The organism is Mesorhizobium sp. Cs1299R1N1 (assembly GCF_037179655.1).
GTDB lineage: Bacteria > Pseudomonadota > Alphaproteobacteria > Rhizobiales > Rhizobiaceae > Mesorhizobium > Mesorhizobium salmacidum.
Genome location: NZ_JAPYKR010000015.1, coordinates 58,963 through 83,816, shown reverse-complemented (window position 1 = coordinate 83,816; position 24,854 = coordinate 58,963). Strand labels below are relative to the sequence as shown.

Sequence of the window (24,854 nt, the reverse complement as noted above, 5' to 3'; positions counted from 1 at the left end):
ATTTGTGCTGGACCCGGCGAAGGTCGCGAGCCGGCGCAGTGCAGACTCCGCTGAAAATACGGCGACGGCTAGAACCTCTTGACGAAGAATGGTCTGCGGCGCTGGGCAATCCTATTGGACGGGAGGCATGGAGCGGCCTATGCTAGCGTCTAGGTCGCGCCGGCCTCGCGCATCGGCGCGGGCAGTGTCTCCCATGCCCGGATCAGCTCGCCGATGGAAGCGGCCTCCATCTTGCGCATGACATTGCCGCGATGCAGTTTGACCGTCACTTCACTGATGCCGAGGTCGAAGGCAATCTGCTTGTTGAGGCGTCCGCGCGCCACTTCGCAGAGAACCTCGCGCTCGCGTGGCGTCAGCGTCTCGACGCGCTCGATGTTGCGCTTGACGACGACCGCCTGCGCCCGCCGCTCGGCATCCATCGCAATGCCCGTTATCACAGCGTCTAGCAGCGTTTGATCCCGCACCGGCTTGGTGAGAAAGTCCACGGCGCCGGCCTTCATCGCCTGGACAGTCATCGGAATGTCGCCATGCCCGGTCAGGAAGATGATGGGCTTTGGGTTTCCGTTTTTCGCAAGATGATGTTGCAGATCGAGACCGCTCGTCCCCGGCATGCGCACGTCGAGGATCAGGCAGCCGGGGCTGTCCAGTATGCCGGCGTCGAGCAGTTCGCGGGTCGAGGTGAAGCAGACCGGCAGGAAACCCGCCGACAGGATCAATTCGAACAGCGCCTCTCGAACAGACGGATCGTCATCGACAATGATGACGAGCGGCTGCTCCGCTTCACTCTTTCGTTGCTTTGCCAACGGCGCCGATTTCCGCAAGAGCGGCTGGTCAACTCTCATGTTTGTCCTCGGTTTCTTGGTTGCGTAAAGCTTCGGTGACGGCAGCAAGCAGAACCTGGCCGTCAAAAGGCTTCCGGAAAAACCCGCTAATGCCCTTGGCGCGGTACTGATTCGCTATCTCGTGACGGCCGGTGATCAGGAACACCGGCAGTCCCGGACGCGCCTTCTTCACCAGATCACGAAGCTCAAAGCCGTCCGTGCCAGGCATCCCAATGTCGGTGATGAGCACGTCCACGCCCAACAGCCCGTCGATGAGCAGGGATCCCGCCGACGGAAAGCTGCGGGCCACATAGCCCGCCGACTCCAGAAGGTCCTCGAGCGACTCAAGCAGCCTTGGATCGTCATCTACAACCGCCACGACAGGTCTTCGCTTGGTCACGGCTCAACTCCCTCCCGCTCGGCGCGAGTGAGTGATCGGTATCTCCAGTCGCTCCGCGATACGCACGAGGTCGGCGAGCGATGCCGCCGCCATCTTCTGCATCACATTCCTTCTATGGATTTGTAATGTGACCTCGCTGATCCCGAGTTCGGCGGCGGCCTGCTTGTTGAGAAGACCGCTCACCACCAGTGGCAGCACCTCACGCTCGCGCGGCGTCAGGTCAAGATAGCGTTGCCGCAACACACCAAGTTCCGCGCGGTCTGCTCGCTTTTCCCGATCCTGGGCGATCGCCGCGTGGATTGCGGCCATAAGATCCGCATCACTGAAAGGCTTGGTAAGAAAATCCACGGCGCCGTGCTTGATCGCACGCACCGAGGATGGAATGTCGCCATGTCCGGTTATGAAAACGATCGGCGGATGATCGCCCTCCGCGATCTGCCTCTGCAGATCGAGGCCGTTAATATCCGGCAATTCGACATCGAGGATGAGGCACGACGGGGCGTCCGGCTTGTTCGCGCCGACATAGTCGCCCGCCGATCCAAACGAGATGGCGCGCAAACCGTGCGAGGCCAGCAGTTCGCCGAGCGCCTCCCGGATACGTTCATCGTCATCCACGATGAAGACAATATGATCTTCCATCGTCATGGCGCCTTTATAGGCAACGTGAAGATGAACGTCGCTCCATGCGGCTCGTTCCTCTCCATCCACAATCGCCCCCCGTGAGACTCTATGATCGACCGGCAGATCGCCAACCCCATCCCCATGCCCTGCTCTTTCGTCGTGAAGAACGGCTCGAATATCCTGTCCGGATATTCGACGCCCAGGCCGCGATCGCTGATCTCCGTCTGGACCACATCTCCCATTCGGCGCACGCGCACCCCAAGAATCCTGTCACCTGCAGTAGAGTCCATTGCATCCATGCCGTTGCCGATGAGATTGACCAGAACTTGCTGGATCTGGACACGATCCAGCGCGACAAGTGGAAGCTCGGTGTCGACATTGATGTCGATGCGGACACGCCGCCGCGCCGCTTCCTCGGCCATGAGGTTGTGCGCCTCCGCAATGAGGCCGCTGAGCGCCGTAGAGATCCTGCTGTCCATGGATTGCTTGAACAGAGCGCGGATGCGGCTCACGACATCGGCGGCTGAGTTTGCGTCACGAATGATGCGCTCGGCCGTGGTCTTCGCGCGAACGAGGTTCGGAGGCTCGGCGGCCAGCCAACGGTAGCAGGCGTGTGAGTTGGCCACGATCGCCGCCAGTGGCTGGTTCACCTCATGCGCGATGGATGCCGAGAGCTCCGCAAGGCTTGCCGCTTGGCTCGCCCGTGCAAGTCTTTCTCGCGCCAGACGCAGTTCCTCCTGCGCCCGAACCTCGCCGTCAATGTCCAGGCAGATGACATTCCACCGCACAATGGCGCCCTCGGCATTCCGCATCGGCGCCGCGCGCATGTCGACCCAGAGATATTCCCCATCGAAGCGCCGCAGACGGTGCCTCCCCGAGTATGGCTCGCCGGTGGACAACGAACGGGCGTACTGCTCCTTGACTGCCGCGAGGTCGTCAGGATGAACACCGGCGTCGAGTGTGCCGGCCAACCGGGACTTTCCCGCACCATCCAATTCTTCAAGGTTGTATCCGAGGAATTCGCGGAGCTGCTGGCTGCGATACATCGGCTCGCCATCCGGCGCGGCGCAATCGATCATCACCGGCAGCGTTTCAACGAGCTGCCAGAGAAAACGCTCCCTCTCGCGCAGCGCTTCCTGCGCACGCATCTCATCGTCGATGTCGATGGAAATTACGAACCATTGTACAATCGCTCCGCCTTGGTCCCGCACCGGCTCGGCGCGGCCATCAACCCAGCGATACGCGCCGTCCGCGCGACGCATACGATACTTCAAGGAGTAGGGCTCGCCGGTAACGAGGGAGTGGCGGACTGCCTCCAGCAGGCGGGCTGCATCTTCGGGATGAATGAGAGACTGTACGACTGCCGCCAGCCGGCTCATATCCGGCTTATCCAGTTGCGCCAGGTCGTTCAACCCGAAGAAGTCAAGCAAGCGCTTGTTGAAGAAGGTTGGCTCGCCTTCGGGCGTCAGACGCCTTATCTGGACCGGGACCATGTCCACGAGCTGCGAGAGCTCACGCTCCCGACCGCGCAACGCCGCCACGGTTTTCTTATAAACGTCGTTGTCAAGCGCGATGCCAAACCATCCTGTGATTTGACCCTGGCTGTCGCGCGTTGGGCGTGCGGCGGTTCGAGCCCAGACATAGACGCCCGTCGCGCGCCTAAAGCGAAACTCGACATTGAAGTGATCGCCGGTCTTCAGACAGTGACGCCATGCGGCTGCGACCTGGTCATAGTCGTCCGGATGAAGCAGCCGTTTCCAGGCGGTATGACCCTCCTTCAAGGAAGCATTCAAATCCTCCGGCGTCACCCCGAGGGAATTCTGGGCAAACGGATGTAGATAGATCCATCGGCCAGCCGCATCGAATGCCCATCCGTTGCCGAATATGCTCTCGATGACCTTCGCCGACCGGATTGGCTCGGCTTCGTTTTCACCTAACGGGTCTGATCCTGTCGTAGTCAGCGGCTCCCTGTCTGTCACCAGATCGTCGATGTCGACACTTACACTGTACCCCGGCTCCGATCGGGTCTCGGTCCAACGATAGTAGCCGTCGGCCTGACGTTGCCGATGTTTCGTGACCTGGGGGACACCCGTCCAGAAGGCGCGAGCGGCCGCATGAGCCGTCGCAGTCCGGTCATTCGGATGAATAAGGCTCAGCGAATGCGGTGCGTTGGGCGCGGTTTTTTCCTTGAGCGCGGCGCTGTCGGCGTCAGCAAATCGATCGCTGACGAGCGGAACATCGCCGTCAATGATTGTACCGTACCATGCAAGCACATGACCCTGGCTGTCACGCAGTGGCTGCCCCGAGATTCGACCCCAACCGTAAGCACCGCTCGCGCGTAACATGCGGTGTTCGACATTGTAATGCTCACCTGTTTGCAGGCAGCGGCGCCATGCGGCGACGGCGTCGTCATAATCGTCTGGATGAATGACGCGCTTCCAGCAGAATTCACCTTCTTCCGACGGAGAATTCAGATCGTCCAGCCTCATCCGAGCAAGGGTCAGCGCGGTCGGCGTCACGTAGATGAACCTGCCGGCGGCATCGGTTGCCCATGCATTGCCGACTACCCTCTCGACAACCTGCGCTGCCCAACCCGCGTCGGCATCGGGTGACGCCGGGAGACGTGTGGCAACGACCGCCGCAACGCAAAGTGCCACGGCAAAGAACGCTGCCCATAGCAATGCGAGATCGCGCATACCGCCAATGTCGAACCAGGCGGCCCACACCAAGCCGGCGAGCGCAGTCCCCAATATCGGATAGAGGAGCTGAACCGTGCGACAACGTGCATAGAGGTTGAATGCGGCAACCGGGGCCAACAGGCCAAATGGCGTCGCGGCCAGCCAGGAAGCGCCCATGCCGATGACGGATACTCCGATCGCAAGGGCCAGGCGTTGTTGGGGAAGCACTGCCGTCACGATCGGCTTCTCCTGCCGGACAAAGAAAGCCTGGGGACTTGTTCTCAACATCTGAACCTGGCGGCGAACTCGCACCCAGCCTAGTGCCATCACGCCGGCCCCGCATCTTATGGAAATCCATGCATCGGAGATGTTGCAGCTATCGGGAACCGGAATGCACGATGGAGACAATGTGATCTTCCATCGTCATGACGCCGCTTTCGCTTCGACAGGCAATGTGAAGATGAACGTCGCTCCATGCGGTTCGTTTTTCTCCATCCATAATCGCCCGCCGTGAGACTCGATGATCGACCGGCAGATCGCCAACCCCATGCCCATGCCCTGCTCTTTTGTCGTGAGGAATGGCTCGAATATTCTGTCTGGAAACTCGACGCCCAAGCCGCGATCGCTGATCTCCGTCTGGACAACCTCTCCCATTCGGCGCACGCGCACCCCAAGAATCCTGTCGCCCGCGGTAGAGTCCATCGCCTCCATGCCGTTGCGGATGAGATTGACCAAAACCTGTTGGATCTGGACACGATCGAGCGCGACAAGCGGAAGCTCGCTCTCGACATCGATGTCCATACGGACACGGCGCCGCGTAGCTTCCTCGGCCATCAGGTCACGCGCTTCGGCAATGACGCTGGCGATCGGCGTGCTGGTCCTCATTTCAAGGGCTGGTCTGAACAGAGCGCGGATGCGGCTGACAACATCTGCCGCGGAGTTGGCGTCGCGGATAATGCGCTCGGCCGTGGTCTTCGCGCGAACGAGGTTCGGAGGCTCGGCGGCCAGCCAACGGTAGCAGGCGTGTGAGTTGGCCACGATCGCCGCCAGTGGCTGGTTCACCTCATGCGCGATGGATGCCGAGAGCTCCGCAAGGCTTGCCGCCTGGCTCGCCCGTGCAAGACGCTCTTGCGCCAGACGCAGCTCTTCCTGCGTCCGAACCTCGCCGTCAATATCCAGGCAGATGACATTCCACTGCACAATGGCGCCCTCGGCGTTTCGCATCGGCGCGGCGCGCGTGTCGACCCAGAGATATTCGCCATCGAAGCGCCGCAGACGGTGCTTCCGCGCATACGGCTCGCCGGTGGACAATGAACGGGCGTACTGCTCCTTGACGCCCGCGAGGTCGTCGGGATGAACCCCGGCGTCGAGTGTGCCGGCCAACCGGGACTTTCCCGCACTGTCCAATTCTTCAAGGTTGTACCCAAGGAATTCCCGGAGCTGCTGGCTGCGATACATCGGCTCGCCATCCGGCCCGGCGCAATCGATCATCACCGGCAGCGTTTCGACAAGCTGCCAGAGCGAGCGTTCCCTTTCTCGCAGCGCTTCCTGCGAAGTCACAAAATCGTGGATGTCGACGTTGGCGCCGTACCATCGGATTATGCGACCATTCTCATCGTGAAGCGGATCCGCGCGTCCCTCTGTCCAGCGATATGAACCATCCCATCGACGGTTACGAAACTTCAGCTCGAACGGTTCACCCGTGCTGAAGGAATGAGTTAGGGCTCCCAGCAAAAGAGCCCTGTCGTCTGGATGGACGATGGTTTCAATGGCGCTTGGCAATCCTGCCTGAGCATCGAAATCTTCCAGTTTCAAACCGATATAGTCCGCCATGGTTTTGTTGATGTATGCTGGCTCGCCGCCTGGCGTTACGCACCAGATCTGCATTGGCACTGTGTCTATGAGCTGCTGAAGCTGCCGCTCGCTGCGTCGCAGCGCCTGTTCGACGTGCAGCTGATCGTCGACGTCGTGCGAGAGGCCGTACCACTGGACGATGCGTGCGCTCTCATCCCGCAGTGGCTCCGCGCTGCCTTCCACCCAGCGGTAGACGCCATCACCACGCCGCAGGCGATATTTCCTGGAGAAGCGCTCGCCAGTGGCCAAGGAATGGTTGAGCGCTTCCCTGAGGCCGTCCGCATCATCGGGATGGATGGCGGTCTCCATGAAGGCCGACAGCCGGCTTATGCCCGGCTTGTCTGCATCGGCTATGTCCCGGCCGAGAAATTTTATCAGGCGCTTGTTGAAGAACGCCGGCTCGCCCTCCGGGCTCAACCGCCAGAGCAGGCTCGGAACCATATCCACGAGTTGCGAGAGTTCCCGCTCCCGATCGCGCAACGTTTCCTGCGCACGCATCTCATCGTCGATGTCGATGGAAATTACGTACCATTGCACAATCGCTTCGCCTTGATCTCGCAGCGGTTCGCCGCGGCTATCAACCCAGCGATACGCGCCGTCCGCACGACGCATACGATACTTCAAGGAGAAGGGCTCGCCACTGGCGAAGGAGTGGCGGGCGGTCTCCAGCAGGTTGGCTGCATCATCGGGATGGACGAGGCTCCCTATGACAGCAGCCAGCCGGCTCATGCCCGGCTTGTCCAAACCCGCTACGTCGTCCAGACCAAAAAAGTCGAGCAAGCGCTTATTGAAGAAGGTCGGCTCGCCTTCGGGCGTCAGACGCCTGATCTGGACCGGGACCATGTCCACGAGCTGCGAGAGTTCCCGCTCCCGGTCGCGCAATGCCTGCTGCGCGCGCACCTCATCGTCGATATCGAGAGAGACCCCGTACCATTGCACAATCGATCCATCTTGATCCCGCCGGGGCTCCACCCTGCACTCCGCCCAGCGATAAGCGCGATCTTTCTCAAGCCAACGAAACCGCATCGCGGAGCCGCCGCCGGTTTCGAAAGAATTCCGCAACGTTCGCTGCACCTCGAGAGCATCTTCGGGATGAATCAGCTCGTGCAGCAATTCTTCGATGCTCGGCTCCTCGAGCTCTTCGAAGTTCGGGATGACGGAGCGAAAATGGTCCTGGTATCGCTTGTTGAAGTAGACTGGCCCACCCGCAGGGGTTGCACTCCAGACGCGGACCGGCACAGCGTCGATCATTTCCTGAAGCTGACGCTCGCTCCGCCGCAGCGCCTCTTCGGCGTGCATCTGATCGTCGATGTCGTGGCAGAGGCCGTACCACTGGACGATGCGTCCGCCCTCATCGCGCATCGGCTCCGCCCGGCTCGACATCCAGCGATAGACGCCGTCGGCGCGGCGCAGGCGATGCCTCATGGAAAACCGCTCACCGGTGACGAGGCAGCGGTATAGGGCGTTCCTAAACTCCGCTACGTCGTCCGGATGGACGGTCTCTATGACCGCCTCCAGTCGGCTCATGCCTTGCCTGTCTGTGCCCGCCACGTCGAAACCGAGATAATCCATCATGCGCTTGTTGAAGAAAGTCGGCTCGCCGTCCGGCGTCAGACGCCAGACATGGCTCGGGACCATGTCGACGAGTTGCGAGAGCTCCCGTTCGCGGCCGCGTAATGCCTCCACGCTTTGACGCAATGTGTGCAACGCTAGCTGATGCTGCCGGGATATGGCGGCCACGATGAGCGCCGAAAATGCCGAGACGGCCAGAAAAAGCTGCAGCATGATCTGATTATGCTTCAGGGACTCGACATCACCGGCAAATTGGCTGGTACCGGATATTGTGAACACCGCCGTAATCAGCGCGAGGAGGGTCAAGGTGACGGCGGCCCCTTTGAACTCAAAGCGCACCGCCGCCCACAGAAGAGGCGGCATGATGATGTAGGCGAAGGGCAGGTAACCGCTCAAGGAAAGGGCGGCGACACCTAGAAAGATCACTCCCAGGACGCAAGCTTCGATCCACCGCGCGGCCGATAGCTGGGCCTTGCCGCGCCAGTTCTGGAACACGACCAGCGCCAGTGGCGCCACGATTAGGACCCCGGTGGCGTCTCCGATCCACCAGAGAGGCCAGGCCGCCACGAAGGTTTGCGACTGCATACCAAACCACGCAAGCGTCGCGCTCCCAACCGTCGCGCTTATGACTGGCGCAACTCCGGCGCCCAGCACGACGAATGCGAGAACTTCCTGCAAGGTTTCCAGCCGAACCGGTCGCCTTAAGGTCCGGTTCACGAGCCACGCGCCGGCCACGGCTTCAAGAGCGTTGCCGGTATAGATCAGGAAAGCCGCAGGCACCGGACTGTGGAACCACAAGAGATTGCTGGACAGCTCAGACAGACAGCCAGCCAGCACCCACCATGGCCAGCTATGCCTGGAGGTGAAGACAAGAGTAGCGATGAAAAGCCCGCTCGGCGGCCAGATGGAAATGCCTGTTCCAGGTACGATTGCGAGCGACTGGGCAAATCCGCAGCCCAAGATGTAGGCGGCAATAAAAAACCCCAGGTGGAAGAATTGTGGGCGGTGCGACCAGACGTACATCATCGGCTGCTCCAGCTCGGGACCGTCGGCGCTCGGTATAGCACTACTTCTGAACATCTGGCCGGCTAAAATCCCACCCGAGATTTGGGCTGGCGAACACAGTCCCCTCCCATTCTAGATTCCGCCATGCGCCAGCGCACCTCATGGAAATCCATGCATTGCGCGGGGCAAGGGGGTGCCACGCGCCTCCGCGGAAAAGCCGGAAGACAGCCGCTCCGCGCATGGCGCATCAACGAATTGCGGCGCCACTTGCCGTCGGCCAAGATACATGATGTCCGCGGCAGCCCGCCCAACTCCTTAACGCAGGAAACCATAGACCAACGTATCGGACGCACGCGTCCTCGGCACAATGGCCCGCGCTGCGGAAGGCTGGCATGGTCGGCGCTGCCGTAACCGGAATGACGCCGGGATGCGACCTGTCGAACGCGCGGATTCTCCCGGGTGGTGTGACGACACGGCGCCGCCGCCGGCAAGTCGCGGCAGCGGTGCTGACGGGTTTACTCGCGCGACGGCTCGGCGAACCTGCGCGCGCAACCGGATCGGAGTGCCGCCAAGGGCGAGTGAACCCGCTCATCTGCAATGAAGGCAGCCGGCTAAGGAGCGCGCCGATTTCGGTACCGAGAATTCGATAACCAGGGCGATTTAATGAGTGGCGGACATTCAACCTATGTACCCAAGACTAGGATCGGACGCTGGCTCGACGCCCGCCTGCCGCTGCCGCGCATGGTGCATGATCAGTTCATCGTCTATCCCGTCCCGCGCAACCTGAACTACGCCTATTCCTTTGGCGGCATCCTCCCGATGATGCTGGCGGCGCAGATCGTGACCGGTGTCGTACTGGCGATGCACTATGCGGCCGACACGACACTGGCCTTCAATTCGGTCGAGAAGATCATGCGCGACGTGAATTCCGGCTGGCTGTTGCGCTACCTGCATTCAAACGGCGCCTCGTTCTTCTTTATCGCGGTCTACATCCATATCTCCCGCGGCCTCTACTACGGCTCCTACAAGGCGCCTCGCGAGCTGCTCTGGATACTCGGCTGCACCAACCTTATGTTGATGATGGCAACCGCCTTCATCGGCTATGTGCTGCCCTGGGGCCAGATGTCGTTCTGGGGCGCCACCGTCATCACCGGCTTCTTCAGCGCCATCCCGCTGATCGGCGACTGGGTCCAGCAATTGCTGCTCGGCGGTTTTGCCGTCGACAATCCAACGCTCAACCGCTTCTTTGCGCTGCACTACCTGCTGCCGTTCATGCTGGCGGGCGTCGTGATTTTGCACATCTGGGCGCTTCACGTCGTCGGCCAGAACAATCCCGCAGGCATCGACGTGAGGTCGGAAACCGATGTCGTGAACTTCACACCCCACGCCACGATGAAAGACGCGCTCGGGGCGGTGGTGTTCCTGATCGTCTTTACGCATTTCGTCTTCTACATGCCGAACTCGGGCACCCCGACAACTACACCATGGCCGACCCGCTGAAGACGCCGGCTCATATCGTGCCCGAATGGTACTTCCTGCCGTTCTACGCGATCCTGCGCGCCGTAACGTTCAACATCGGGCCGATAGACTCGAAGCTGGGTGGCGTGCTCGCCATGTTCGGCGCTATCGCCGGGCTGTTCCTCGTGCCTAGCTCGACACATCGAAGGTTCGCTCGGCGGTCTACCGTCCCTGGTACAGGCGGTTCTTCTGGCTGTTTGCCGCCAACGCGATCTTCCTTGGCTGGCTGGGCTCGAAGCCCGCCGAGGGCATCTACATTCCGCTGATGCAGGTCTCCGCCGTCTACTATTTCGCATTCTTTCTCGTCGTCATGCCGGTGCTTGGCTTGATCGAGACGCCACGCCGGCTGCCGAACTCGATAACCGAAGCCATCCTGGAGAAAAGCGCCAAATAGCCTCCTCGGCCGAGCGGATCGAGCGGGCAAAGGCAGATCGGCGCGAACTCGGCACGCCCGTCAGCTTACGGTCACATCGCCTGCCGCCATTCCTCTTCCATAGGCAGGTGGTTGTGCATGTTGAACTATCGCGACATGGCGTTAAGTTTATTCACGGTCTTCTCGTCGAGTAAACCATCGAACCAGACGTCGAACATCGTATCGAGCAGGGACTCGTCATTGCTTGCTTCGGAAAACAGCGTCAGCGAGGCGTGCAGTTTCCGCGCATCGATATCGCCGAAGACGGCGTAAGCGCTTTTGTTCGAGAGCCGCTGCAATGTGCCAACACATTCCCGATAGCGACTTTCCAGCAGCGGAGATGAGAGGTAGGCGCTGGCTTCCTCGAGGGACGTGATGGCGTAAGGCTCGGGCGCCGCGTCGCTTCGATAGGATGCCAGCCTCGGAAATATGAACTCCATGAATGGAGTGCACATCATTCCCCGATGTAGGATACGGATCGCATCGCCGTACACTCGGTTCTGTGCGCGGACGAACCTCTGCAAATTGTATTCGTCGCTCATTTCGGTTTACGCCAATTCTTCCGCGTAGAACAATTTCGCCTGCGCCCTGGCGAGAATGGCTGCGCCTCCCTGCCCCGACGAGAGACATACCCATGGTGCGAGCATGCGGGTCATCGAACTCTCCTCTTGGTTTGCGGCAAATCCCTCCGAACCTGCATCGCGGGCAACCGCAATATCACTGTCGTGCCCGCCCCGAAGATGCTCTCGATGTCGACGCTTCCGCCGTGCTGCTCGGCAAAATGCTTCACCATCGGCAAGCCGACGCCGCCCAGGCCCTTGCCCTTGGTCGTGAAAAAGGGATCGAACGCCCGGAGCACGGTCTCCCGCGTCATTCCGATACCGCTGTCTTCGACCCGGAGCTCGACCATGGTGGCCAAGCCGTGGACGATCGTAGCGGCGCTTATCGAAATTAGACCGCCACTCGGCATCGCGTCGCGCGCGTTGAATACGAGATTCAAAACCGCGTTCTGCAAACCGAGGGGATCGCATTTCGCTGCGGCGAGATCGGTTCCGGCGCGAACATCGAGACGAAAGCTGGCATCCCATGCGCTTCGAAGAAGGTTTTCGACCTCGGTCAGGCAGGCGCTTACGCTTGCATGCTCAAGCGAGCGGTAATTCGCCGCGGCACCGCCTACCGTCTCCCGGACGAGCGTGCCTGCCCGCTGCAGAGCGGTCATGGCGCTGGCGATTACGGGCTTGAGAGCAGGAGCCGTCGAGACGCTCGGGTCGCGAGCAACCCTATTCAACGCGGATGAAGCGACCTGGATAAGGTTGCCTAGATCATGAACAATGCCGGCTGTCGGCTGTTCTATGGGCGGGTCGGCCTGCGAAACGTCGGCAATCCGGTCAAAGACATAGTCGCCGGCAGTGCTTGCTTCTGTTTCCGCGCGCGACATTTCATGCACTCCTTTTTTGGCCGACACTTGGCGGTGCAGGCTCGCAAGGGGAGCCTATATTGAGGAGCGTTCGCGGGTCGATTGGGTTGGGGATGAGGGCGATCCATACCGCAGTATATGTCTTGCTGCGGTTTCGCTGGGTTGCCCTCCCAGCACCCACGGCGCGCGATGGAGCGGCCAAGCCGGGACAATCCCGGACGTGTGTCAGACTGGCAACCGCGCGTCTTCCGTCGCAGACGCCTGCCGCTGATTCTCGTCGATTCGGACTTTCGAGGCGACCAAGGACGGCTGGCTCGGAATCATGTCGGACGCAGGCGCGTCCAGCCTCGGGAAGCCGGTTGGCTTCAAGGATAATTGCGCCGCGCGCAGTCTTGTGAATCGGGTGAGGCCGATCTTGATCGCGACCAGAACGGGCGCGGCGATCACAAGCAGCAGCGCTACGGCATTGAACGCGGTGTCGAAGGCGATCACGGTGGACTGACCGGCGACGGCTCTCCCCAGCAGGCTCGTCGCTGCCCGACCAGCCGCCACGGGATCCATCCCTCTTGCCGCCAACAAGGCGGTCGTCGTCGACAGACGCTCGCTGACTGCAGGAATGCCCGCGGTGACATTGGCGCCAAGTACCGCGACATTGGCCGCGACGTTGTGGTCGATCAATGTCTGAAGCCCGGCGACTCCCATAAGACCGCCGAGCTGACGACCCGTGTTGAAGAGGCCTATGCCGGATGCCAGGTTTTGGTCGTCGAGTCTGCCGAAAGCGATGAGGGTGATCGACAGGAACAGGAAGCCGAGGCCCAGACCGCGCAACAGGATGGCTGGCATCATGTCGTCCGCTCCGCTCTCGATGGTCGAACCGGACAGCATCCACATCGCAACCATGATCATCAGGATTCCGAAGGGTACCGTGGCGATCGGAGGAACCCGGCGGGCCTGCATGAGGAAAGCAGCGATGAGGAGCGCGCTGATGAAAAGTACGCCGCTCGGCAACAGCAGCAGGCCGGCATCGGTTGGCGTGAACGCAAGGACGGACACGGCAAACGAAGGGATCAGGAAGGCGCTCCCGAACAAAGCGGCGCCGGCGACGAAACTGACGATGAAGGCGAACGAAAAATCCTCCGATTTGAACAAGGTGAAATCCAGCAGGCCTTGGCCTTCGGCCATCACCTGTTGGCCGAGAAATGCCAGCAAGGTGGCCGTGCCGATCACTGCCACCCACAGGATCCGAGGCTCCTCGAACCAGTCCCATCGGCTGCCTTGGCTGAAGACATAGGTGAAGCAGAAAAGTGTGACGGAGATCAGGGCGAAGCCGAACCAATCAAACGGATGGTGCGTGGTCTTAGCGTGGATCGGGCTGTCCGCGATCAGCAGAAGCCCGGCCGCCGCCAACGCCACCGGAACGATGCTGAAGAATATCCATGTCCAGGATTGGCTATCGAGCAACCACCCTTGAAGGGCTGGAGCGATGGTGGCGGGGGCAACGACCGACCCCATTGCGAACAGGGCTTGAAGGATTGGTTGGTGGGATCGCGGATAGGCGAGAAAAATGACCGCCTGGCCCCCAACAAGCAGGATGCCTCCGGAGAAGCCTTGCATCACGCGGAGCAAGACAAGCAGGTCCAATCGGTCTGTGGTGGCGGCAATGGCGCAGGCTATGCCCATGACCAGGGTTGAGCCGATGACCAGACTGCGCGGGTTGACACGGTTCATCAGGCAGGCAGCGGCCATGAACCCGACTAGCTTCGGAGCGGTGTATCCGATGTCCAGCCAAGCGAACTCATCGGGAGTTGCATAGGTGTCGCCAATGATATCGCCGCGCCCGAGCGACAGGACCGTGCTGGCAATCGCCTCAGTCAAGGAGGCGAGCACGATGCCCGCGACGAGAAAGCCTCCCGCCGCAGATCGACCACGGCCCTGCGTGGCGACGAGCGCCGTGGTCACGAGCCGCTCGCTCCATTGATCTCGACCCGGGCGGACAGGCCCGGGACGAGGCGGCCGGCCAATGGATTGCCGACAAACCGGATCTTGACTGGAATGCGCTGGACGACGCGAACGAAGTTCCCGGTCGCATTATCCGCGGGAAGCAGGCTGAACGCAGATCCGCTGCCCGGCGAAAAGCTGTCCACCACCCCTTCAAACCTCTCGTTTGGGTAGCCGTCGATGGCAATGCGGACGTGCTGGCCGGGCCGGATATATTCGACCTGGGTTTCTTTGAAATTCGCCACGACCCACACGTCGTTGACCGGTACGAGATCCAGCAAGGAGACGCCAGGCGCGACAAGCCGGCCAATGCGCACCTGACGGTTGCCGATGACGCCGCTGACTGGAGCGCGCACCACGGTGCTGTCGAGATCGATTTGGGCGAGATCGCATGCGGCCCGTGCCTGTGCGACGGCGGCAACGGCCGCTTCGCGCTGAGTGGCAAGAACGGCGACACGTTGCTGCTGTGCCTCTACCGTTGCCGATGCCGCTGCCAGGCCAGCCTCGGCTCTCAAGCGCGCGGCATCAGTTTCATCGACCTGGGCCCGGCTCACGGCGTTGCTGCGAATAAGTTCGCGGCGGCGGTCGGACGCCTTTATCGCGAGGTTCAACTCGGCCTCGGCCGAACGCATCTGGGCTTCGGCCTGTCGGATGAGGGCATGCTGAAGCTGGATCTCTGCTGCAACATTGCTGAGACGAGCCTGGGCAGCTTCGACATTGGCCGCAGCTTGCGCGAGGCGTGCGCGGTAGTCCCGATCGTCAATCCGGAACAGGACGTCTCCGGCCTGGACGGTCTGGTTGTCCTTAATCTCCACCGCAGTGACATAGCCGGCAACTTTTGGAGCGATGGAGGTCACGTCTCCGCGGACATAGGCGTTGTCGGTCGACACGTTGCCGTCCGAACTGGCCCAAGCCCACCCCGCAGCCACGACCACAAAGGCGCCGAGGCACAGCAGCAAGCCGACGATCTTTCTTTTGTTGCGCTGTGCCACGGCGTCCTCCGGTAATGAACGTTACCATCCGCTTTTACGGTAATGACTGTTACCAAGTCAAGAGGCTATGCCGATGCCGTGCGGCTGTTCCGGAGCTGGATGATGGCGACCGTCGCGACGCAGAGTCCAATCAGGACGTGGGTCCACATTGCTGCCTGTGCCGATCCGAAGCCGAGCAGGAATGGCGCAATCACCGCCCATGAACCCAGGGTGAGGTTGGACCATTCGGCCCAAGCCCCGTAGCGGTAGAGCGCGACAGCGGAGCAGCATACGATCAGCGTGCCAGCGATCCCGGCGTTCCAAGCCGCGGCAGGCAGCCCGGCAAACAGGAACGCAGCGCAGGCCAAGCCAGCGCCCAGAATGAGGTTGGTCCACTCCAACCCCTTGCTTGGTACTTCACTTTTCATCTTCATCTCCTTTTTCGGTCCGTACCACCTTTCCACCAAGGCTGCGGTGAACGGAGACGGGAGGATGAGACAGTCCGGTGCGCTCGCCTATTCTACGCAGGCGTATGTCGGGCGATGCTAAGGTGTCAGGCGGATGGGCGTGATGATGGTGAAAGGTAGCGAAGCGCTCAGGTCGCAGCGAGCTTCGGCTTAGGAGATCAGCCCTTCTTACGTCGCATGTGTCACCCACCTTGCCGTTGCGAGACAGTGCGGACAGGATTCGCCGGCCAGGCCCGCGGTATGCGCGACGCCAGGCACACCAGCACCACGGCCCCTGGCATACTACCGTTGACGTCTTTGGTAACACTCGTTACCAATCAGGAAGCGCATTGTGATTGGGGGGAAAGGCCTGTGGTTGCAGCGAAGTCGAGGGGAACCAAAACCCGTCGTGAGGCCCTTCTTCAGGCGGCTGCCGAGGTCTTTTTCGAACAAGGCTACGCGGCAACAAGCATCGACGCGATCATCGAACGCGTGGGCGGATCGAAACGCAACATTTACAATGAGTTCGGCAATAAGGAAGGGCTGTTCTCGGCCATCATAGTGGAAAGCGCAGACAAGGTGCTTTCGACCTTGGCAATTGAAGAGATTGAAGGCCATGACTTGCGGGAGACGCTGACGGCATTTGGCCAACAGCTTCTGGACGCTTACATGTCGCCCACCTTGCTCGGCATATACAGAATTGCCGGGGCCGAGGCCAATCGCTTTCCTGATCTCGTGAAGTCGTTCTACGAACAGGGACCCGGCCGGGCCACGTCCCGGCTCGCCGAGGTCCTCGAAGTCGCAAAGGAGCGCGGAGAAATTCAGGGCGGCGATTGCCTGGGCTTGGCAGGCCATTTTGTAGCCATGATGCGGGGCAACCTCCATCTGCAGGTCATTCTCGGCCTACGCCCGCCGCCGTCGCGCGAAGAAGCGAAGGCAGCGGTCAGTTCCGCCGTTGAGGTCTTTTTGAACGGTATTCGACCGGGTTAAGAAGCATTCAAAGGGCGACCGCCTTCAGCGAAAGACAGGGCGGTCTTTCCACAGATTTCCGGCGACTGTTCCGGTGTATCCAAGGTCATAGACGGTCTGCATATAACTGGTGCTGAAAGGATTGAGCATCGAATAGGGGACCTGAACGTCAATCGTCGCCAGGTGGAAACGTGCCCCTGTCTGTTTGGTATAATCATAAAGGATCGTCAGTTCGCTCTGCGTTTGGGACTTGAGGAGGATGGAGTATGCCCTTGCCATGACGGACAGCGTTCTGTTCGGCGTGGTTGCGAATTCCGGTATGAGCGCGTTGTTGACGATCACGTAGAAATCGACGTCCTGCTGCTTGTTCGGCACGAGATGGTTTGTGCTTCTCAGGATTGCCTGTGGAAGGATCAAGAATTGCGAGGACGATCCCCCATCAGAATGCATTTCCTGGAAGCGGCGACCTCCCGACTCGGTCTCGATCATGACCGCCGGATAAACACCCGGAATGCTCGCTGATGCTATCAGAACATCCTGGACAAGCTTGAGCGCGGCCGCGCGGCCGCTGTTGGCGATGGCGCCTATGTTCCACAAGACGGCACGCTGGGTGTCGAGATTGGTTGTGAGGACAAAAAGGCGACGGCCCTCGCGATGTTGTGCTGCAATCTGTTGCAGGACCGCCGGAGTGATGAAGCGCTCGACCATCCACCTCAACGGCGCTGATCTCAGCAAGCTCGATCCAATCAAGCCAACGGGAAATTTGGTTGCGATAAGGTCCTCCGCGACACCGCTCGTAGTGAGATGCACCAGAGTTTCGTCATAAGCAGATCCGAGGAACGCGAACGGTGCGATCAAGGCACCCGTGCTTACGCCGGTGACCACATCGAATTGCGGGCGGGTACCGGCCGCGCTCCATGCCGAAAGTACGCCGACGCTGAAGGCGCCTCCCGCACCGCCGCCGGAGATCATAAGGACGTCGAGGCCATTCGGCTCGGTCTCCGGCGTCCAGTCGCGAACATCTCCTGACCCGATCAGAGCGTCGCGATACATTCGGATCTCGCCATAGCCGGTGATCGAAGCCTTGTCTGCTTCCGCGGCGTCATTGGATCTGTCCGTCGCGGTGATCCCAGGCGCGCAACCCTGGAACCGGGCGAAAGTCGCAACCAGTGCTGCCAGCCCAATGAGCACCAATATTTTCAAAGGCCGCAAAGCGGATCTCCAACGTGCTTGGCATCGTGAACACCGCAACTTCGGTTAATCCGATGGTCTCGGGCACCGGTCGAACGGGTCGCTTCCGGCGATGAGCCTTGATCTCCATAGGCATGCGTAATGCTGGCAGCGCGGTATTACCCGTCGGCCCGACCCATCATGCGGATTGCATGCTCCTCATTTTGACCGACACGACGTCGATGAGGAGCCGCTGAAGCAGGCTATGTGAAGGCGTGGTTTGTAGTCGATTGGTTCAAGGATGAAGGCAGGCAATACCCTAGTATAGGTCGCCTGTTGGATATCGGCAGACCACCGCAGTTTTTCCCCTCGTGATAATGGCTCCGCAGCACCGGCGCGGGTGGGGCACAGCGGCGTCTGGCGAAGCAGCCGATCACCCATGGTGATGCCCTGCGCCGAAGGCGAACGACATAAGGGCCGGAACCGGCGGTCCACATACCTATACCGAGGTCTAGGTCAGCCATTCAAATCGCCAGATCCGATCACCCTTTGTCGTGTTGCGTTGCCTGCCGCTATACAGCTACGCCAGACCTAGAGACTACGATTGGCGGGGCATCGTTAGCTATCGGTCGCCGAACGAATTCCGGCGGCAGCGCGTGAGGCGGAGGTCGTAATTGACGTGTGACGGAAACGCAGTTGACACTGATCACGTGACGCCAATTCGTGTCCAGCAGATCTCCCCGAGGCGAGAGTAATGGCGTGGCAACTTCAGGTATCGCAGACAGTCCCGTAGTAATTCTGATCGACGATGACGCAGCGGTCCGCGACGCGTTGGAGGAGTTGCTGAATTCGGTTGGCATCGACACGATATCGTTTCCCTCAGGCCAGGAAGTGCTGGACGCGACGCTGCCGGATCGCCCGGGCTGCCTTGTTCTCGATGTGCGAATGCCTGGTCTGAGCGGCCTCGACCTCCAGCATCTGCTTGCAAGCAAAGGCATAAGGACGCCGATCGTCTTCTTGACGGGTCATGGCGACATCGCCATGAGCGTCAAGGCGATAAAGGCAGGGGCAGTGGATTTCCTGACCAAGCCGGTGCGGGACCAGACGTTCCTGGACGCGGTGTCTACAGCCATAGCCACCGACGTCGCGCGAAGAGCGGCGTCGGCCATATCACGCAAGAACGCGGCCCTCTATCAGACACTTACGCCCCGCGAGCGGGAAGTGCTGAGATTCGTGGTCTCTGGCGCGATGAACAAGCAGATCGCATCGCACCTTGGTATCAGCGAAATCACTGTAAAGCTCCATCGGAGCAACATGATGAAGAAGATGAACGCAAGGTCCGTCTCTCATCTCTTCAACGTTTGGCAGTCGCTTCCAACTGATATCCGCTGAGCCCCGGCTGCCGGAGAGGACAGTTGGGCAATCAAGTGCAGGGCTCCTTTAGCTGCTTGGATAACGGCCGCGACCGGGAGACGGACGCAGAGGCGGTCTCGAGAGGGTCTCAAGAATGGAGCTGACGTCATCGAAACAACGCCGCGCCGTGGCATTGGTGATCGGCGCTGCGAGCGTATTGCTGGCAATATCTATCGATGAGCCCTCCGGTCTGCTGGTTGCGGTTGCGATCATATGCATCTGCATCGGCTGGAAGGCGGGACTGGTGGCCGTTGCCGCGGCTGGTCTGCTTTCATCCGCGATCCTGTTTTTGCCGGAATCCAGGGCCACAGGCGTGGTGGCCCGGTGGGTGGTGTTTATCGTGGCGGCGTTCGCGCTGTGGCTCGTGATCAAGATTTTCAGGACCATGAGCTTCTACGATCAAAGCTACCAGGGCACTAAGCCCGATATTGCCAACATCCCGGGTCTCGGATGGGCAGCCCATCCAAACGGCCGCCTTCGGTTCTTCAATCCTGCTGCCCTCGCATACGTGGGTGTTACGGCCGACGAAATGCGAAGGATGATGGATGCAGATGACTATTCGTGGGCACAGTTTATCCATCCGGACGACGTCGAGGCGAGCATAGCCAGGTGGCGCCACAGCATGTCGACCGGTGAACCGCTGAACGACGAACGGCGCGTCCGGCGGTTCGACGGCACATACCGGTGGTTTCGCGATATTGGCGTCGCTTCGCGAGATGATCGTGGAAGGATAATTGGCTGGAACGGTCAAATCGAAGATATCGACGATCAGAGGAAGGCCGAAGCCGCGCTGCGCCAAAGCGAGAGAGAACTGCGACTTCTTGTCGATACAGTCCCGACCATGATCTGGCTTCTGACGCCGGCGGGCCTGCCATATTATTTCAACAAGCGTTTCGTCGACTGGGCCGGAGTAGACCCAACGGAGAAGGAACCAAGCGGCAAGCCTCAATTCGCCAAACATGTAGAGTTGTTCCATCCGGACGACCGGGCAGCCATGAAGGCTGCGTTCAAGACGTCCTTTGCGCGCGGTGAGCCGCTCCAGCACAAAGGTCGGATTTGCCGCAAAGATGGCGAGTATCGCTGGATAGATTCACGCTTCGAACCGCTGCGCGATGACGATGGCACCATCGTGCGTTGGTACGGCGTAAACTTGGACATCGATGACGAAATCCGCGCGCAGGAGGCGCTGCGCCTGGCGGACGAGAGACTTTCGCGTGCGCTGCGGGCAGCCAGTTTGTCCGAACTATCGGTTTCCATCGCACATGAGCTCAACCAGCCGCTGCAGGCTGTGGTGGCGAACGCCGGCGCCTTCCAGAGATGGCTCGGTGCGGACCCGCCAAGCTTCGATAATGCCATTCGGGTCGCTCAAAAGATCATCCGAAATGCCGATGCTGCCGCTCAGGTGATCAGCCGTATCCGGGCATTGTTCGCGAGGACGACAGCTGAGCCCGAGCCGATAGACCTGAATGCGGTGGTCATTGAAGTGTGTGACCTGCTTGCCGACAAGCTTCAGTCGAGTAGTGTCAAACTTGATATTGAACTCGACCCTCGCCTGCCAGCAGTTACCGCCGATCATGTGCAAATGGAGCAGGTCGTGCTGAACCTTGTACGCAACGGCATCGAAGCTATGCACGACATCAACGCCCACTCGAGAAGGCTGCGAATCGTCTCGCGGTGCCGTGGCGACGAGATGGTCGAGGTAGAGGTGTGCGACCAAGGGCGCGGACTGAGCGATCCGGAAAGGATTTTTGAGGCGTTTTACACCACCAAGCAAGAGGGATTGGGAATGGGCCTGGCGATCTGCCGCTCGATCATCGAGTCTCATGGCGGCCGGCTTTGGGCCAACAACATCGCAACTGGCGGTGCGTCGATAACCTTCGGCCTGCCAAAAGGTTCCGCCAAAGCAACCAATATCTCGACTGCCGAACCGGGACCCGGCTAGAACAAAAATCAATGCGATTTGTCATCGGGGTCGAGGGCAGGCTCTACAGGTCACAGATCAATCCGAGGGTCAGCTAGCGACTGGCTGATTTCCACGAACGTGTTGACCAAAATGTATAGGATGCCAAAGACCATGGCGACGCCTAGCACCGCTGGCAGGTCGGCGCTGGCAAAAGCTTGAACTGCATATAGGCCTAGCCCAGGCCACCCGAATACGCGCTCGACAACAAGAAGGCCGCCGAAGAGGAGGCGGACTTGAAGGCTGAACATAGACAGCGGGGCCGAGGCGGCGTTGCGCAAACCGTGGCGCAACAACACACTGGTCTCGCTAAGGCCCTTGCCGCGGGCCGTCCGGACATATGCCTGGCTCACGACATCGTGAAGCGCACCGTTCAGGCTTCGGCCAACCGCAACGCCGATGGGCAATGCCAGTGCGAGTGCGGGGAGGAAAATGTGCTTCAGCGCATCTACGCTGACCTCGGGACGGCCGGTCAGTATTCCATCGATGAGATTGAGCCCTGTGGGGCCGGTGAACCCGCTAAAGCGGCTAAAATCAAGGCGACCCGCTCCTGGAAGCCATCCGAGCCGGAACCAGAAAAAGTAAGCCAGAAGCAAAGCCGACAGAAAGACCGGTGTCGAGCCCGCACCGATTATAGCGAGCCGTATGCCGGTCGATCCCGTAAATATAAACTGAAGTAGCGCCATGGCGCCCGAAAGCGCCGCCCCCAAGGTTAGCGATACCAGCGCAAGCTCGAGCGTGGCAGGCAAATATTGCCGTATATCGACAGCCACTGGCCGCCGGGTCCTCACTGAGATGCCAAGATCCCCATGAACGAGGCGCAGGAGAAAGCGCCCGTACTGGACAACGACCGGCTGGTCGATGCCGAGTTGCTCGCGTATCGCTTTGATAGTTTCGGGCGGAGCGCTCGGCCCAGCTACAGCACGCACTGGATCGGCGGGAATAATGCTCTGAAGACAGAAAACGATGAAGCTCATAACCAGGAGGACGACGACAGCACCGGCGATGCGCTTGATCAGGTAAGTCAGCATAGTCACGCGCCTCTCAGTGCGGCACGCAGGCCGTCGCCGGCCAGATTGGTGAGCAGGCAGAGAAAGAAGATGATCGCGGCCGGCAGGATTGGCAGCCACCAGTGGACGGTGAGGCTGTCGAGCGCACGCGCGGTCATCGCTCCGAGTTCAGGCGCCGGTGCGGGTAACCCAAGGCCAAGGAACGACATCAACGATAGGGTCATGATGACATTCGCGAGATCCAGCGACGCAGCGATGAGCAAGGCGGGGGCGGCTCCCGGCAGTAAATAGCGCAGAAGCAATCGCCGACCACGGACTCCGGCGATGCGGGCCGCCTCGACATGCGGGCGGGCTTTGAGGCGACGAATTTCATCGCGGGAAATGCGTGCGTACCAAGGCCACCAGAAAATGGCAATCGCGATCATCGTGTCGACCAGCCCAGGACCGAGCGAGGCAACAACAGCGAGTGCGATGAGCGTCGCTGGGAGTACTAGGAACAGGTCGGTGATGCGCTGGATAACCAGATCGACCCTATCGCCCATCAGGCCGGAGATCAGCCCGAGTAGTGAACCGACGATGAGGCTGAAACCGATCAAGATCAGCCCTGGCAGCCACGTGTATTGAACGCCGAGAATGACACGCGAGAACAGATCGCGACCGATCTCGTCGGTGCCGAACCAATGCTCACCCGATGGCGGGAGATAGGCCGCGGCGACGCGCAGTTGTGGGTCAAACGGCGTTATCCAGGGGGCTAGCAGGGCGACTGCAGTGACAACGGGCACGCCGACAATGCCGATGCTTTCGAGCCATCCGGCACGCCGGAAGAAATCGCGCCAGTTGAACCGGGGCCTGGCAGGCCGTGTATCCAGGTCCGACATGCCGGTCATCGACCTTGTTCCGAATCGAGACCCGGCACGGCCGCGATGAGCGAGCGTGTGTAAGCGGTCTGGGGCGCGGCAAGGAGCGTATCTGGGTCGGCAACCTCCACCAATTCGCCGTCCTTCAGCACTGCAATGCGATCAGCGATAATCCTCGCGGCCGCAAGATCGTGGGTAACGAATAACATCGCCATGCCGAGCCTCCGGCGGAGGTCGCCGAGAAGGTTCAATGTCGTGGCCGCGAGCGAGACGTCCATAGCGCTGATCGGTTCGTCGCAGAGGAGAAGTTTTGGGCGGACGATAACACCCCGCGCCACAACGGCACGCTGGCATTGCCCGACGGAAAGCTCGGCCGGCAAAGCGTCCATCAGTACCGGGTCGAGGCCAACCAGCTTGAGCGCCTCTCCAACGCGCCGCCGACGGTAATCACTGTCCCGCGACAGCGCGCGCAGGCGCTCGCCGATTTGTTCGCCGATCGAGAGCCACGGCGTGAGCGCCGATATCGGGTCCTGAAACACCACTTGCGGAAGTAAGTTGTCGAAGCGTGAAACTTTCCCGCTGTCGCAAGCCAGGAGCCCGGCGGCAATTCTCAGAAGGGTGGACTTGCCGGCACCACTCTCACCTACCAGAGCCACGCACTCCCCAACCTTGATCGAGAGGCTGATCGATTTCAGTACGGGCTTCGGTCGACGGGCGCGCCAAAACGATCGGGCGCCCGTCGGATAGCTCTTTCCGACATTCGACAGCTTCAAAACGATACCTTCCTGGGTCGTCTGGGCCGGCCATGGCTTCGAGGCTGCGCTATGTTTCGCGAGGAATGGTGTCTGTTCGGCGTGGAGGCAGGCCGCTGTTCCGCGGTGGGAGGAAACAGGCCGCAGTGCTGGCCGGATCGCCGTGCAATCTGACTGGACGAGTGGGCAACGCATTGCATAAGCGCAGGCGCTTTCGACATTGACGGAGTGTCTGCGCTCCGGCGGGAGAGTGGGGAGCGGCCGCAACCGATCGGAGTTGAAGTCGAAGCGGGCGGCAAGGAGGCCAGCGGAATAGGGGTGTGCAGGATTGCGGACGACATCGCGGATATGGCCGATCTCGGCGACGCGTCCGGCGTAGAGAACCAGTACGCGATCCGCCAGTGATGCCGCCACGGCAAGATCGTGCGTTACGAACACAATCGCGGTGTGCTCGCGGACGTGGTCTCGCAACAGATCGAGGATTTGCTTTTGGGTGGTGACGTCAAGCGCGGTGTTCGGTTCGTCGGCTATCAGCAATTTAGGTTTTGCCATCACCGCCATGGCAATCAAAACGCGTTGACGCTGCCCCCCCGAGAGACGATGCGGAAGGGCGTCCGCGATGCGATCGGGATCGGGCAAGCCGGTTCGGCTGAGCCAGTCGACGATTGATGCGTTTGACCCGCCATTGGACTCCCTCATCTGGCGGCGGATGGTCATGGTGGGGTTGAGCGCACCCATCGGATCTTGCGAAATGGCACGAACGAGGTGACGGCGGGCGTGCCGCAATGTATGCGCTCCAGCTCCGACTAACTCGGTGCCTGTCAGCAGGATCGAGCCTGTAACATGCGGTTGGCTCTCACGCGGCAGAAGCCCCTGAATCGTCAACCCTATGCTTGATTTGCCTGAGCCACTTTCTCCGACCAGCGCAATGATCTCACCGGGAAACAAGTCAAAGCTGATGCCATCGAGGACACGGGAGCGACGACCTTCGCGGCTGAGCATGACCGAAA

Annotated in this window: 17 protein-coding genes and 1 pseudogene; 4 read left to right on the top strand and 14 right to left on the bottom strand. The window is 60.6% G+C overall.

Annotated elements, in window-relative coordinates; all coding sequences use genetic code 11:
• Nucleotides 1–149 precede the first annotated feature (149 nt).
• The 5 genes from O7A70_RS27700 to O7A70_RS27680 all read right to left on the bottom strand — a co-directional run bounded on the left by O7A70_RS27700 (nucleotide 150) and on the right by O7A70_RS27680 (nucleotide 8,972).
• On the bottom strand, nucleotides 150–842 hold the full coding sequence (locus O7A70_RS27700) for a response regulator transcription factor (protein WP_140813302.1): 693 nt from the start codon (nucleotides 840–842) through the stop codon (nucleotides 150–152).
• The gene (locus O7A70_RS27695; protein WP_337143194.1) at nucleotides 832–1,221 is read right to left on the bottom strand and encodes a response regulator; all 390 of its coding nucleotides are present in this window, start codon (nucleotides 1,219–1,221) and stop codon (nucleotides 832–834) included. The genes O7A70_RS27700 and O7A70_RS27695 overlap by 11 nt, the downstream gene beginning before the upstream one ends.
• 3 nt (nucleotides 1,222–1,224) lie before the next feature.
• Nucleotides 1,225–1,866, bottom strand: a complete 642-nt coding sequence (locus tag O7A70_RS27690) for a response regulator transcription factor (protein ID WP_337143193.1) — start codon at nucleotides 1,864–1,866, stop codon at nucleotides 1,225–1,227.
• Entirely contained in the window at nucleotides 1,863–4,757 is a 2,895-nt protein-coding gene (locus tag O7A70_RS27685; RefSeq protein ID WP_337143192.1) for a PAS domain-containing protein, read from the bottom strand. The genes O7A70_RS27690 and O7A70_RS27685 overlap by 4 nt, the downstream gene beginning before the upstream one ends.
• 186 nt (nucleotides 4,758–4,943) lie before the next feature.
• Nucleotides 4,944–8,972 carry a PAS domain-containing protein gene (locus tag O7A70_RS27680; RefSeq protein WP_337143191.1) on the bottom strand — a complete coding sequence of 1,343 codons (4,029 nt, stop codon included), beginning with the start codon at nucleotides 8,970–8,972 and terminating at the stop codon, nucleotides 4,944–4,946.
• A 642-nt stretch (nucleotides 8,973–9,614) separates the two neighbouring features.
• Here O7A70_RS27680 and O7A70_RS27675 point away from each other — a divergent pair.
• Nucleotides 9,615–10,863: pseudogene (locus O7A70_RS27675) on the top strand (cytochrome b).
• A gap of 125 nt (nucleotides 10,864–10,988) precedes the next feature.
• Here the strand turns inward: O7A70_RS27675 and O7A70_RS27670 are convergent.
• The 5 genes from O7A70_RS27670 to O7A70_RS27650 all read right to left on the bottom strand — a co-directional run bounded on the left by O7A70_RS27670 (nucleotide 10,989) and on the right by O7A70_RS27650 (nucleotide 15,695).
• Complete coding sequence (locus O7A70_RS27670) at nucleotides 10,989–11,423, bottom strand: DUF1810 domain-containing protein (RefSeq protein ID WP_337143190.1); 435 nt, start codon at nucleotides 11,421–11,423, stop codon at nucleotides 10,989–10,991.
• A gap of 110 nt (nucleotides 11,424–11,533) precedes the next feature.
• Nucleotides 11,534–12,319, bottom strand: a complete 786-nt coding sequence (locus O7A70_RS27665) for a sensor histidine kinase (protein WP_337143189.1) — start codon at nucleotides 12,317–12,319, stop codon at nucleotides 11,534–11,536.
• A gap of 204 nt (nucleotides 12,320–12,523) precedes the next feature.
• On the bottom strand, nucleotides 12,524–14,257 hold the full coding sequence (locus O7A70_RS27660; RefSeq protein ID WP_337143188.1) for a DHA2 family efflux MFS transporter permease subunit: 1,734 nt from the start codon (nucleotides 14,255–14,257) through the stop codon (nucleotides 12,524–12,526).
• Nucleotides 14,254–15,288, bottom strand: a complete 1,035-nt coding sequence (locus tag O7A70_RS27655) for an HlyD family secretion protein (RefSeq protein ID WP_337143187.1) — start codon at nucleotides 15,286–15,288, stop codon at nucleotides 14,254–14,256. The genes O7A70_RS27660 and O7A70_RS27655 overlap by 4 nt, the downstream gene beginning before the upstream one ends.
• A 65-nt stretch (nucleotides 15,289–15,353) precedes the next feature.
• Nucleotides 15,354–15,695 carry an SPW repeat protein gene (locus tag O7A70_RS27650; RefSeq protein WP_337143186.1) on the bottom strand — a complete coding sequence of 114 codons (342 nt, stop codon included), beginning with the start codon at nucleotides 15,693–15,695 and terminating at the stop codon, nucleotides 15,354–15,356.
• Between the two features lie 390 nt (nucleotides 15,696–16,085).
• Between O7A70_RS27650 and O7A70_RS27645 the strand changes: the two genes are divergently transcribed.
• Nucleotides 16,086–16,703 carry a TetR/AcrR family transcriptional regulator gene (locus tag O7A70_RS27645; RefSeq protein WP_337143185.1) on the top strand — a complete coding sequence of 206 codons (618 nt, stop codon included), beginning with the start codon at nucleotides 16,086–16,088 and terminating at the stop codon, nucleotides 16,701–16,703.
• A 24-nt stretch (nucleotides 16,704–16,727) separates the two neighbouring features.
• On the opposite strand, the gene O7A70_RS27640 is transcribed toward O7A70_RS27645, so the two are convergent.
• On the bottom strand, nucleotides 16,728–17,894 hold the full coding sequence (locus tag O7A70_RS27640; protein ID WP_442921217.1) for a patatin-like phospholipase family protein: 1,167 nt from the start codon (nucleotides 17,892–17,894) through the stop codon (nucleotides 16,728–16,730).
• Nucleotides 17,895–18,575: 681 nt separating this feature from the next.
• Here O7A70_RS27640 and O7A70_RS27635 point away from each other — a divergent pair.
• Both O7A70_RS27635 and O7A70_RS27630 read left to right on the top strand, forming a co-directional pair.
• Nucleotides 18,576–19,244, top strand: coding sequence for a response regulator transcription factor (locus O7A70_RS27635; RefSeq protein ID WP_337143184.1), 669 nt, complete (start codon nucleotides 18,576–18,578; stop codon nucleotides 19,242–19,244).
• Between the two features lie 115 nt (nucleotides 19,245–19,359).
• On the top strand, nucleotides 19,360–21,207 hold the full coding sequence (locus O7A70_RS27630) for a PAS domain-containing sensor histidine kinase (RefSeq protein WP_337143183.1): 1,848 nt from the start codon (nucleotides 19,360–19,362) through the stop codon (nucleotides 21,205–21,207).
• A gap of 50 nt (nucleotides 21,208–21,257) precedes the next feature.
• Here O7A70_RS27630 and O7A70_RS27625 read toward each other — a convergent pair whose 3' ends face one another.
• From O7A70_RS27625 to O7A70_RS27615, 3 genes are read right to left on the bottom strand one after another with little or no spacing between them, the layout of a single operon-like run.
• On the bottom strand, nucleotides 21,258–22,256 hold the full coding sequence (locus O7A70_RS27625) for an ABC transporter permease (RefSeq protein ID WP_337143182.1): 999 nt from the start codon (nucleotides 22,254–22,256) through the stop codon (nucleotides 21,258–21,260).
• A gap of 2 nt (nucleotides 22,257–22,258) precedes the next feature.
• Complete coding sequence (locus O7A70_RS27620; protein ID WP_337143181.1) at nucleotides 22,259–23,122, bottom strand: ABC transporter permease; 864 nt, start codon at nucleotides 23,120–23,122, stop codon at nucleotides 22,259–22,261.
• A complete protein-coding gene (locus O7A70_RS27615; protein WP_337143180.1) occupies nucleotides 23,119–24,846 on the bottom strand; it encodes an ABC transporter ATP-binding protein in 1,728 nt (575 codons plus the stop codon). Before O7A70_RS27615 ends, O7A70_RS27620 begins: the two co-directional genes overlap by 4 nt.
• Nucleotides 24,847–24,854 lie beyond the last annotated feature (8 nt).